Here is an 11,380-nt window from a genome sequence, read left to right as displayed (position 1 = left end):
CCGATTCTGCCGCGGCGAACCGCCGCGGCCGGCCTGACACGCTGCCCATGCGGCGGCGATTAGCCGTCGAGCAGGGGCGTGAGCTGGGCGGCCAGCCCTCGTCCGTCGGGCGCCTCGACCCAGGTGTCGTCGGCCTCGGCGGGCTCACGGTCGTCCAGCGGCTTGTCGGTGCCGTGGGCGAGCACCTGCTCGGTGGGGGAGAGCTGCCTGATCGCCACCGCGGCCACGTGGTCGGGATGACCGTGGGCGAACTCGGCGTAGATCTCGGGGTCGTGCTGGCCGTCGTCACCCACCAGCAGCCAGCGCACGCCGGGAAAGTCGGCCGCCAGCCGCAGCAGGTTGGTGCGCTTGTGCTCCATACCCGAGCGGAACCAGCCGATGTTGGTGGGCCCCCAGTCGGTGAGCAGCAGGGGGCCCTTGGGGTAGCGATGCTGTTCGATGAAGCGGTTGAGAAAGTCGTAGGTGTTCCAGGCCCCCGTCGACAGGTACACCAGGGGTGCGCCCGGGTGGGTTGCGAGAAAGCGGTGGTAGAAGCGGGCCATGCCCGGTATCGACTGCCGGTTCGACTCGTCGCGCACGAAGCTGTTCCAGGCCGCCACCATGGGCCGGGGCAGCCAGGTGGTGAGAATCGTGTCGTCGATGTCGCTGACCAGCCCGAACTCGGCGTCGGGGGCCACGATCAGCACGGGGCAGTCAGCAGGTCGCGACTGTTGGGTTTGGGCGGTCACCGTGTGCCAGCCCGCCGGGAAGTCGTGCCGGGTGACGCGGTGGTCGAGGTAGCCGCCGCGATCGGTGCGCACGGTGACCGCCCGGTCGCCCAGGGTGAGGGTGACCGGCACCCGCACGCAGGGTGCGGTGATGAAGCTGCGCCAGCCGCGCCGCTTGACGAACTCTTTGGTGGCCCGGCCGAGTTGGCTGCGCGACCACTGCGGCGCCAGCACCACCCGCGCCATCACCCGCACGAACTCGTTCGACCCGTATCCGGTGTAGGCGACCACATGCTCACGCCAGCCGAGCGCCCGGAAGAGCGCTTCGAACCGCCGGTCGAGAAACTCCTCGACGCGGGCGGCGATGAACGGCTTTGTGCTCACCAGCAACACCGTAGCGGTAGGCACCCTTGCGTCGCGCTCGCGGGACGGGCGGGCCGGTCGCGTCGTCCACAGCCGGACGGCGCCCGTCGGCGTCGTCCACAGGGTCACGACGGCCGACTTGGGAGGCCGTTGGGTGCGTGACAAGATGAACCGGTGACCTCGCTCGCTCTGCCGGCCGACCTGCGCCGCGACATCGACGCGTGCGGCTACTTTCCCGATCTGATCGCCGAAACGATCGCGCTCGCCACCGCCGGCGAGCCGGTGCTGCACCACGTCGTCCATCACGAAGCCACCTTCGCGCGTGACGAGATTCAGCGGCACCTGTCGGTGCTGGTGCTCACGCCCACCCGGCTGATCGTCGGGCACACCGACGAGTCGGACGCCCCGGGTGAGGCCGGGCAGGCCATGTCGACCACCGAGTCGGTCGGCCTGCACCGCATCAGCTCGGTGGCGCTGACCCGGGTGGTGGCGCACCCGGAGCGGCACGGCAGGGGGCGCTCGACCGACACCGAAACCTGGCTCAGCGTGGGCTGGGGCACCGCCACCAGGGTCGAGCTCGAGCCCGCCCACTGCGGCGACCCCGAGTGTGACGCCGACCACGGCTACTCGGGCACGTTCGCCGCCGACGACCTGACCGTGCGCATGAGCGTGGCCGCCGACGGCGCCGACAACGTGGCCCGGCTGGTGACGTTCGCCACCGCTCTGCAACTGGCCGGCGGCGGCGGTCGGTGATCCAGCCGCTCCTTCCGGCCTACGGCAGCGCCAGTCTGGCCGACCTGCTGCCGAGCGTGGCCAGTGCGATGGGCGTGCCGGGTTTCGACAACGTGATCGACCTTCCATCAGCCCACCGCTATGTGGTGCTGCTGGTGGACGGCCTCGGCCACGACCTGCTGCGCCGGCACGCACCCGCCGCGCCGGTGCTGAACGGTCTGCTGACCCGCGACGGATCGCGTGCGATCACCGTCGGCGCGCCCAGCACCACTGCAACGTCCATCACCTCGCTGGGCACGGGGCTCACCCCCGGCCAACACGGCGTGGCCGGCTACACCTTTCGCTACGCGCGCGAGCTGCTCAATGCCCTGGTCTGGTCGCCGCGGCTGCACGGGCTGGACGTCCAACCTCAACTCACCATGTTCGAACGGCTGAGCAAGGCCGGGGTGTACTGCGCCACAGTGACTCCCTCGCGGTTTCGCGGCAGCGGCCTGACCACCTGTGCGCTGCGCGGGGCGAACTTCTTCGGTTTCGCGGACGACTCACCGACGGCGTGGCGGGTCGAGTACGCCGCACGGGCGTCGGCGGCCGCCGAGCGCAGCCTCGTCTACGTCTACGAACGCGACCTCGATCATGCGGGGCACAAGTTCGGCGTGGCGTCCAACCAGTGGCTGGCGCAGTTGAACCGGGTCGACGATTTGGCCGCACAACTGCGTGCGGCGTTGCCCCGCGACGTCCGGCTGCTGGTGACCGGCGATCACGGCATGGTCGACGTGCCGGGCGACGCTCGGTTGACCATCGAGCACGAAGCCGATCTCGCCGCCGGGGTTCGGTTGGTGGGCGGCGAGGGCAGGTTTCGTCAGTTGTACACCACCGAACCCGAGGCGGTCGCGCGCCGGTACCGCGACCGGCTGGGCGAGCGGGCGTGGGTGCTGTCCCGGGCCGAGGCCGTCGATGCGGGTTGGTTCGGTGCGGTGCAGCCGCGGCTGGCCGACCGGTTCGGCGACGTGCTGGTGGCGATGGCCGACGACGGCGCGCTGATGACCACGACACAACCCAACGAGTTCGGGCTCGTCGGCATGCACGGCTCGCTCACCCCCGCCGAGCTGAACGTCCCCCTGCTGGTCGGGTGAGCTCGTGGCGCAACTGATCTTCTTCACCGGGCCGATGAACTGCGGCAAGTCGACGCTGGCGCTGCAGACCGACTTCACCGAAACCCAGGCCGGCCGCTCGGGTCGCCTGTTCAGCCGCGACGACCGGGCCGGCGCGGCAGTGATCTCGTCGCGCATCGGGCTCGACCAGCACGCCATCGAGGTGAACGACGGGTTCGACTTCTGGGCGTTCGTGATACACGAACTCACCCACGGTTCTCGGGTCGACTACCTGATCTGCGACGAGGCCCAGTTCTACACCGCGGCCCACATCGACCAGCTGGCGCGCGTGGTCGACGAGTTGCAACTCGACGTGTACTGCTTCGGCATTCTCACCGACTTTCGCACCGAACTGTTCCCGGCCACGAGGCGGCTGGTCGAACTGTGCGACCGAATGGAGCTGCTGCAGGTGCGTCCGCGCTGCTGGTGCGGCGAGCCGGCCACGCACAACGCCCGCACGGTGGACGGCCGGATGGTCACCGAAGGCAGCCAGGTGGTGGTCGGCGACGTGGTGGGTGAGCAGGGTGACGTGGCGTACGAGGTGCTGTGCCGTCGGCACCACCGGCGTCGGATGACCGCAGCCGTGGGCCGCGTCACGCTCAACCCCGAGCCGCTGCCGTTCGAGTGAGTGCGGTCGGTCGTTCTCGACCGACCAGGCATCGGATCTCGACGAGCCCGACCGGCAAATCGGTCACTCGGCGGTGCGGGCTGCCACCCGCCAGCGCAGCGGCAGGTCATTGCCCGCCTGGTTGAGCGCCGCATCGACGCTGGCGCCGACCCGAGGGTCGATGGCGATCTGCTTCAGCACGTCCAGCGCCACGGGGAAGTCGCCCTTGTGCGCCACGACGCTCGCCTCGTCGACGACCACCCAGTGCTCGCCGTCGCTCAACTGCCGGGCCACCACCAGATGGTAGGGGTACGAGTCGTCGGGCACGTCGGATTGCTCGGCGACGCGCAGGCCGTCGGTGGTGCGGCAGCGGTCGTAGCCCTTGCAGTCGAACGGCACGTCGGTAACGGCCAGACTGACGCGTTCGGCATCCGAGCCCAGGTAGACGGTGCCCCCGATGCGATCCTGCACGCTGTCGTCGCCCGCGCAGGCGGCGGGCACGTGACTGGCCAGCACGGCCGCCAGCGCTTGCGGCGTGACCTGCTCGACGGCGCCGGCGGCACCGGGCAGGGCGATGGGCGGCTGCGTGGCCGCCGACCCGCAGGTCAACTGGTCGGCAGTGCGCCAGCGCGGGTTCGCGGCCGCCTCGGTGGCCAGGGACGCATCGACGCTGGGTCCGATGCGGGCGTCCTTGGCCAGCGCGATCGCCGTGGGCAGCCGATCGGTGGTGAACCAGCCCACCGACCCGGTGACCTGCACGAGGCCTTCCGCGCGCTGCGCGATCACATCGACGGGCCGCTGGTCGCGAAGCCGTACCAGCACGCCGTCGCGTTCGGTGCAGCTCTTCGCCGGGCAAAGAACGGTGTCGTTGAAGGGTGTGGGCGAGTAGCGAACGGTGAGCGTCTGGGCCGGGTGCCCGGGCGTGGCGCGGTGATAGGCGGTGGCCTCGATGCCCCGCACGAACTCCGTCGGCTGATTGGCGCTGAGCACTCCGTCACCCCCTGCGATCGCGAAGGCGCCGGGTGCGTGCTCGTCGAGAATCTGGCCCAGCACCTGGGCCGTGATCGCGGTCGTGGGCCTTGGCGACGGGCTCGGCGGGGCGCTGGGCGAGCAGCCGGCCAGCAGCACCAGTGCAAGCACGAGAGCAGAGCAGGGGGTGCGCATGCGCTTCCTCTTCGTCGGTCGGGCCGCAAGTCTAGGCGGGTCGACGACAGGCTCGTCGATCGCCGTGCCGGCCGTTGAGGTCGTCGAAACCCCTTGCGGCTGCGGTCTCGACAGGCTCGACCAGCGGGTGTGGGTCTCGACAACACGACCATGGACAGGCTCGACCAGTGGGTGTCGGGTCTCGACAAACTCGACCACCGACGGCTTTGACCGGGGTCAGTCCTTGGGTTTGGGAGCGGGGGAGCCGAACATGATCTCGTCCCAGCTCGGCACCGAGGCGCGCTTGCGCTTGATCGGCCGCGACGGCTCGTTGGCGGCCTCGTCGACCAGGCTGGGCTGCTCGGGCTCGGTGATCGGCGCGGCGGCCGGCGTGCGCTTGCGTCCGGTCGGCCGGGACGGCTTGGGCGCGGGTTCGGGTTCTTCGACCGCCTCAGGCTCGTCTGCGACGACGCTGACCTCGGGCTCGGGCTCGGTTTGCTCCGCCTCGAAGTCTTCGTGGGGCGGCTCGTCGGCCAGGGGGGAGTGCACGATGGGCACCTCCGCGAAGATCGCTTCTTCACCGTCCTCGGACGCACTCGCCTCATCGTCGCCGGACGGCAGCCGCTCGGTGGGCACATCGGTCGCCCCGGCCTCGCCGACGGCGGGCTGGGCATCGTCGTCGAGCTCGAGCTCGATCACCTCGACGCTCTCGACGACCACCACGGTTTCGACGCCGGGGTCGACCACGGGTGCCGCGTCCTGGTCAGGCGCCGGACGCACCAGCCCGGCGTAGATCTGCACCGAGTCCTCGTCGAAGGTCGACAGCATGTCGTAGAGCACGTCCATGTTCGAACGGTCGCCGGGAATGATGTCGTAGACGCCGTCGACCTCGGCCAGGTCACCCTCGGCGAAGGCGTCTTCGTTGTCGGGGCTGTCGGTGAGCAGGTCATCGTCATCGTCGATGTCGGGGGTCACTTCGAACTGCGGCTGAATGGCGCGCACGATGGCCAGTTCGTCGTTGTCGTCGTGGCTGCGCTCGTCGCTCGCCTCGTCGGTGTGACGCTTGCGGCCCGGCTGCGGGCCGTGCGAACTGGAATGCTCGCCGGTCAGCCAGCGGGCGTCTTCGTTGGCCGCCACCGAGAACCGTCCGGTCTGGTCGTAGGTGAAGTCGGCCTGCCGGTGTGCCGAGCCCGACTTGTACGACAATCGGACGGTCCAGCGCCGCTCGCCGCTGCGCCAGGCGTCCCAATCGACCGAGTCGGCGTCGATGCCGCGCGACAGCAGCCGATCGCTCACCACCGCGCGCAGGCTGCGGTGCGCCACGGCGTCACCGGCCCGGCGCACCGGATTGCTCTGGGCGAGCCCGGCGATGTGCTCCCGCTCGGCGATCACCGGCGCCGCGAACGGCTCGATCTGCGCCATGGGAACCCCGGCCGCCTGCGCCACCGCTTCCAGCGACTCCCCGGCCCTGATTCGGGCCTGGATGTCGCGCGGCCGCAGTGCACTTTCCATCTCGATCTCCAGTTGTCCCATGCGCGCTCGGTCGTTGCGCAGTGCCGCCCGCAGCCTGTCGTCGGCCGGAATCGCCAGTTGCTCGCCGTCAACGACGACGATCAGGCTCCTGCCGTCGGGGCTGAGCCCCAGGGGCCGGGCGGTGCGCATCGCTCGATCGCTCTCCTGTGTTCGTTATGGCGTAACCTACCGGGTCGAACGCCTCACGGCCCGCCAGGGAATACCGCCGGGGCGTCCTGTGGTTGAGATACCCGCCGCCAGCGGCGTTCGTTTTGGGCTCGTGTGATATGTATGCGTCCGACGCTTTGAGATCACCACGGTAAAACTGAGCGTTCGAGCCCAGCCGGGCGGCGCTGAGGATGGAGTTTACGAAAAGATGGCAACCGACTACGACGCTCCGCGGAAGACCGACGAAGAGAGCGAAGACAGCATCGAAGAACTCAAGACCCGCCGCAACGACAAGAACAGCGGCAAGGTCGACGAGGACGAGGTCGAGGCTGCCGAGTCCTTCGAGCTGCCCGGCGCGGACCTGTCGCACGAGGAATTGACGGTGCGGGTGCTGCCGCGCCAAGCCGACGAGTTCACCTGCTACTCATGCTTTCTCGTCAAGCACCGCAGCCAGATCGCCGTCACCCGCAACGGCCACTCGTACTGCGTCGACTGCGCCGACTGATTTCGAGGCCGCGCACCCACGCGACTCTTCGATCCCTGCTGCAAAGCCGCACGCCCGGCGTGCCTGCTTGGTGGGGCACACAGGGTTTGTGACCCACGGGTCAGCCGCTATCGCTGGTCGGGCGCACGCAGACTCTGCCTGGTCATGGGTGCGACAAGTCGCCCCAGGGCTCGCCGAACAAGATTCTTGGACGAGTCTTGGTCGCCCAGGGAACCGCTGATCAACGCGGGTCGTTGGTTGAGCTGGTCGAAAACCCTGGCCGCAGCCGGTCTCGACAAGCTCGACCAGCGAAAAATCAGCGCGTCCTCAGAAGCGGAAGCTGATCGACGACCGGCTGGGCGCCGGCGTGCCCATCGCCTTCTCCCACCTCTGGGCGGCGAAGCGGTTCGTCAGCAGTTGGGCGATGCCGATGCCGATGCCACCGGCCAGGGCCCAGATCAGGGCCTCGCTGAGCGGGGTGGCCGGATCGTTGGGGTCGGGCGGCTCGTCACCCGTGGCGACCTTCCAGGCGCCTCGCACGGCCTTCTGGGCGACCACGGCTGACAGCGCACCGACCGCGCCGGCGTAGATGTTCCAGAGCAGCTTCTGCGACACGTTCATCGACGACTCCTGGGTTCGAACCTGCGGACGCGTCGAGTCTAGTCAGCGCAGACTGGCCGTGGTCCACCCCCTGGCATGAAGCAGGTCCTCGATCGGTCGGGCGGCGCAGCTCGTGCCGCACCCGATGGCAGCGGGTGAGGCTCGTTCGTGAACCGGTCACGATGGGCGAGTCGCGCACACTATGGTCAAGAGGTGAGCAGGAGCGAGCCGGTCTACTACACCGAACGCGTGCGGGTGCCGTTCTCGTACTGGGCGATCGCACTGTTCTTCGGGTTGACCTTCGTGACCGCCGTGACCTTCATGCTCGGCGATGCCGTGCTGATCGCGAGCACCCTGACCGCCACCGCGCTGATCGCCTGGACGTTGATCGGTTGGGGAGCGCAGACCATCACCGTGGACGGCTCGGGGGTGCAGGTCGGCCGTAGTCGGCTGGACTGGCCCTACGTCGGCCGGGCGACCGCGGTGGACGTCGAGCAGCGGCGCCGGGTGCTCGCGCGTGACGACGTCTTTCTGGCCCTGCGGCCCTACATCACCGGTGTCGTCGTGGTCGGCGTGAGCGACCGTGCCGACCCCCACCTGTGCTGGATGGTGTCGAGTCGGCACCCCGACGAACTGGTGGACGCGATCGAGCGCAACCGGCCTGCGAACGGCGCCGAGACGGCCGCGCAGTCGGCACTAGACTCCGGCGCGTGAGCGGCTCCGAGATCGTCGACGTGGCGTTGCTGCGGCTCGACCCGGGTGTGCCGGCACCGCAGTACGCGCGTGACGGTGACGCCGGAGCCGACCTGGCCACCACCGAGAACGTCGAGATCGCGCCCGGCGAGCGGGTGCTCGTGGGCACCGGAGTCGCGCTGGCACTGCCCGCCGGTTGGGTGGGCCTGGTGCACCCGCGCTCGGGCCTGGCGGCGCGGCACGGGTTGACCATCGTCAACGCCCCCGGCACCGTCGACTCGGGGTATCGGGGCGAAATCAAGGTGTGCCTGTTGAACACCGACCCGCGGCACACCATCGCGTTGCGCCGCGGCGATCTGATCGCCCAACTGGTGGTGCAGCGGGTGGCCCAGGCGCGGTTCGTCGAGGTGCAGCGGCTACCGTCGAGTGAACGCGGCGATGCCGGCCACGGCTCGACCGGAGGAATCGATGCGTGGCGCTCAGCCACCGACACTACGAAGGAGCAGGCGTGATCTTTGGACGCAAACGGAAGGCCGAACCGGTCGAGGAGCCCGATGAGCAGCTCACCGAGCCGACCGACGAGCTCGACGCTGCGGACGAAGCGGTCGACGACGAGGCTCCGGTCGAGGCCGACGTCGACGAGGCCGATGCCGAAGCCTCCGACGACGAGCTTGCCGATGACTCCGAGCCCGATGACGCCGAGTCGAATGACGAGGTGGGTGAGGACGACGACGAACTCGACGAAGAAGCCGACGTCGACGACGAAGAAGAGGTCGAGGAGGTCGAATGGCGTGCCGACGGACCCTTCGACTACGACGAGGTCGATCTGACCGCCGACGAGGTGGAAAGGCTCGATCTGGGCGCGTTGATCCTCACGCCCTGGCAGGGCATGGGCCTGCAGTTGCAGGTGCAGGAGGGCACCGACCAGGTGGTGGCGGCGCTGGCGTTCTGGGAGCAGTCGGGCCTCGAACTGGCGCTGTTGGCCGCCCCGACCAACGGCGGCCTGGCCGATGAACTGCGTGAAGACCTGACCGAAGAGGCCGAACAGGCCGGCGGCAGCTCGTCCACCGCCGACGGGCCTTTCGGGCCCGAGCTGCGCCGGGTGCTCCCGGCCGAGGGGCCGGCCGGTGAGCAGCTGTTTCAGGTGAGCCGCACGTGGTTCGCCGAGGGGCCGCGGTGGCTGCTCCGCGGCACGCTGTTGGGTGAGGCCGGACTCACCGAAGATGACGAGGGTGCGGCGGCGCCCTTCGTCGAGTTCTTCCGTAACGTGGTCGTGCGTCGCGGCGATGCCCCCCGGGTGCCGGGCGAGGTGATCGCGATGACGATGCCGACGGTGCCGCAGGGCTGAGTCGTGGCGTCCAACCCGTTCCGGCGCGCGGTCGACTGGTTACGCCGGTCGACTGAAGAGATCGACTCGGAACAGACCCTGCGCACGGTGGCGCAGTCGGGGTGCACGCCGATCGCCGAGGTGCGCGATCGGCAGCGCGCCACGCTGCGTGGACGCATTTCGGTGCTCACCCTGCGACCTCGCAGTGGCACCCCGTGGCTTGAGGCCGAGTTCTCGGACGGTTCGGGCACGATCACGCTGATCTGGATGGGGCGGCGCGAGATCGCCGGAATGGTGGCCGGGCGCGAGCTGAAGGTCACCGGCCGGGTGTCGTGGGTTGATGGCCAACGCCGCATGTACAACCCGTTCTACGAGCTGCTGGGCTCGGTCAGCGGCTGATTGGGTTCTGACCTCCCGCCGTGCGAACGCCGGGATCTGCCGACCTGCAGCCAGTCGGCGTAGCGCTCCACCCCGTCTTCTGGGCGAACGCCGGGATCTCCCAACCGGGCCGAACGCTCAGGTTCAGGCGTCGACGACCACCGCGGCCCGGTCGCGCGGGCTCAGGTAGTACGCGAGTTCGGCCTCGAACTCAGGGTCGACCACGAACAGCAACTCATCGGACGCCTCGACCGCGCCGTCGCGCTCGGGTGCGCGGGCCGTGCCGTCGCGAATGATCGCCACCAGCACCGCGTCGCCCGGCAGAGTCAGGTCGCCGACCCGCACCCCCACGCGGGGGCTCGACTCGGGCAGGGTCATCTCGACCAGGTTGGCGTGGCCACCGCGGAAGCTGAGCAGCCGCACCAGGTCGCCCACCGTGACCGCCTCTTCGACCAGGGCACACATCAACCGCGGCGTCGACACTGCCACGTCGACACCCCACAAGTCGTCGAACATCCACTCGTTGCTGGGGTGGTTCACCCGGGCCACGGTGCGCGGCACCCCGAACTCGGTCTTGGCGAGCAGCGAGTGCACCAGGTTGGTCTTGTCGTCGCCGGTGGCGGCGATCGCCACGTCACAGGTTTCGAGCTCTGCCTCTTCCAACGAGGCCAACTCACAGGCGTCGGCCAGCAGCCACTCGGCCTCGGGCACGCTGGCGGTCTTGATCGCCTCGGGCGCCTTGTCGACCAGCAGCACCTGGTGGCCGTTGGCGATGAGTTCCCGGGCGATCGAACGGCCGACGTTGCCGGCTCCGGCGATCACGACACGCATCAGAGATACCTTTCAGTGCTTCGCCGGCGGCGCGTCGAACAGCTTCTCGACGTCGGCCTCGCGGTCGTTGTGCACGGCGACGTACAGCAGGTCGCCGTCCTGGTAGATCGTCGACTCGCTGGGCACCTGGCCGACGCCGAACCGGGTCAAGAAGGGAATGGGGCAGTGCGAGGCGCGCTGCATGTCGCCGATGGTGGTGCCCACCCAGCCCGAATCGACGTGCATCTCTGAGAGCCGCACGGTGCCGGACGGGTCGCGCCACTGCGGTTCGGCGCCCTCGGGCAACAGCCTGCGCAACACCTGGTCGGACGCCCACCGCACCGTCGCGACCGACGGAATGCCGAGCCGCTCGTACACCTCGGCGCGGCCCTCGTCGTAGATGCGGGCCACCACGTTGTGCACCCCGAACGTCTCACGCACCACCCGGGCGGCGAGAATGTTGGAGTTGTCACCGCTCGAAACCGCGGCGAACCCGTCCGCCCGGTCGATGCCGGCCTTGATCAGCACGCTACGGTCGAACCCGACGCCCTTCACGGTCTTGCCCTGAAAGGTCGGGCCCAGGCGCCGGAACGCGTCTTGAATCGAGTCGATCACGGCCACCGAATGCCCGCGGCGTTCGAGGCTGCGGGCCAGCGACGAGCCCACTCGTCCACAACCCATGATCACGATGTGCACGCACAGCCT

General features: G+C 69.4%; 14 protein-coding genes. 8 read left to right on the top strand and 6 right to left on the bottom strand.

Annotation, left to right across the window (positions count from 1 at the left end):
* Positions 1-59: 59 nt before the first annotated feature.
* A complete protein-coding gene (locus tag MPLG2_RS07180) occupies positions 60-1,091 on the bottom strand; it encodes an App1 family protein (protein WP_105187533.1) in 1,032 nt (343 codons plus the stop codon).
* Positions 1,092-1,244: 153 nt separating this feature from the next.
* On the opposite strand from MPLG2_RS07180, the gene MPLG2_RS07175 reads away from it, so the two are divergent.
* From MPLG2_RS07175 to MPLG2_RS07165, 3 genes are read left to right on the top strand one after another with little or no spacing between them, the layout of a single operon-like run.
* Positions 1,245-1,823 carry a DUF5998 family protein gene (locus tag MPLG2_RS07175; RefSeq protein WP_105185537.1) on the top strand — a complete coding sequence of 193 codons (579 nt, stop codon included), beginning with the start codon at positions 1,245-1,247 and terminating at the stop codon, positions 1,821-1,823.
* Positions 1,820-2,935 carry an alkaline phosphatase family protein gene (locus tag MPLG2_RS07170; RefSeq protein ID WP_231935895.1) on the top strand — a complete coding sequence of 372 codons (1,116 nt, stop codon included), beginning with the start codon at positions 1,820-1,822 and terminating at the stop codon, positions 2,933-2,935. Before MPLG2_RS07175 ends, MPLG2_RS07170 begins: the two co-directional genes overlap by 4 nt.
* 4 nt (positions 2,936-2,939) lie before the next feature.
* The gene (locus MPLG2_RS07165; protein WP_105185536.1) at positions 2,940-3,581 is read left to right on the top strand and encodes a thymidine kinase; all 642 of its coding nucleotides are present in this window, start codon (positions 2,940-2,942) and stop codon (positions 3,579-3,581) included.
* A 63-nt stretch (positions 3,582-3,644) separates the two neighbouring features.
* Here the strand turns inward: MPLG2_RS07165 and MPLG2_RS07160 are convergent, their stop codons facing one another.
* Positions 3,645-4,724, bottom strand: a complete 1,080-nt coding sequence (locus MPLG2_RS07160; protein ID WP_158680944.1) for a hypothetical protein — start codon at positions 4,722-4,724, stop codon at positions 3,645-3,647.
* Positions 4,725-4,940: 216 nt separating this feature from the next.
* Positions 4,941-6,365 carry a septation protein SepH gene (gene sepH, locus MPLG2_RS07155; protein ID WP_105185534.1) on the bottom strand — a complete coding sequence of 475 codons (1,425 nt, stop codon included), beginning with the start codon at positions 6,363-6,365 and terminating at the stop codon, positions 4,941-4,943.
* 226 nt (positions 6,366-6,591) lie between these two features.
* On the opposite strand from sepH, the gene MPLG2_RS07150 reads away from it, so the two are divergent.
* Positions 6,592-6,888, top strand: a complete 297-nt coding sequence (locus MPLG2_RS07150) for a DUF4193 domain-containing protein (protein WP_105185533.1) — start codon at positions 6,592-6,594, stop codon at positions 6,886-6,888.
* A 306-nt stretch (positions 6,889-7,194) separates the two neighbouring features.
* Here the strand turns inward: MPLG2_RS07150 and MPLG2_RS07145 are convergent, their stop codons facing one another.
* Entirely contained in the window at positions 7,195-7,488 is a 294-nt protein-coding gene (locus tag MPLG2_RS07145) for a DUF4235 domain-containing protein (protein WP_105185532.1), read from the bottom strand.
* 192 nt (positions 7,489-7,680) lie between these two features.
* On the opposite strand from MPLG2_RS07145, the gene MPLG2_RS07140 reads away from it, so the two are divergent.
* Genes MPLG2_RS07140 through MPLG2_RS07125 form a run of 4 tightly spaced genes read left to right on the top strand, consistent with a single transcriptional unit; the run spans position 7,681 to position 9,886 of the window.
* Positions 7,681-8,181, top strand: coding sequence for a DUF3093 domain-containing protein (locus MPLG2_RS07140; protein WP_158680943.1), 501 nt, complete (start codon positions 7,681-7,683; stop codon positions 8,179-8,181).
* Positions 8,178-8,672 (top strand): dUTP diphosphatase, encoded by a 495-nt coding sequence (gene dut, locus MPLG2_RS07135; RefSeq protein ID WP_105185530.1) that lies wholly within the window; start codon positions 8,178-8,180, stop codon positions 8,670-8,672. Before MPLG2_RS07140 ends, dut begins: the two co-directional genes overlap by 4 nt.
* A complete protein-coding gene (locus MPLG2_RS07130) occupies positions 8,669-9,508 on the top strand; it encodes a DUF3710 domain-containing protein (RefSeq protein ID WP_231935893.1) in 840 nt (279 codons plus the stop codon). The genes dut and MPLG2_RS07130 overlap by 4 nt, the downstream gene beginning before the upstream one ends.
* A gap of 3 nt (positions 9,509-9,511) precedes the next feature.
* Positions 9,512-9,886 (top strand): OB-fold nucleic acid binding domain-containing protein, encoded by a 375-nt coding sequence (locus tag MPLG2_RS07125; RefSeq protein WP_105185529.1) that lies wholly within the window; start codon positions 9,512-9,514, stop codon positions 9,884-9,886.
* A 123-nt stretch (positions 9,887-10,009) separates the two neighbouring features.
* Here the strand turns inward: MPLG2_RS07125 and MPLG2_RS07120 are convergent, their stop codons facing one another.
* Positions 10,010-10,696, bottom strand: coding sequence for a potassium channel family protein (locus MPLG2_RS07120; protein ID WP_105185528.1), 687 nt, complete (start codon positions 10,694-10,696; stop codon positions 10,010-10,012).
* Between the two features lie 12 nt (positions 10,697-10,708).
* Positions 10,709-11,356: a potassium channel family protein gene (locus MPLG2_RS07115; protein ID WP_231935986.1), complete on the bottom strand. Its 648-nt coding sequence runs from the start codon at positions 11,354-11,356 to the stop codon at positions 10,709-10,711.
* Positions 11,357-11,380: the final 24 nt, after the last annotated feature.

The sequence above is a fragment of the Micropruina glycogenica genome, assembly GCF_900289045.1.
GTDB classification, from domain to species: domain Bacteria; phylum Actinomycetota; class Actinomycetes; order Propionibacteriales; family Propionibacteriaceae; genus Micropruina; species Micropruina glycogenica.
This window is presented reverse-complemented; position numbering and strand designations above follow the sequence as displayed.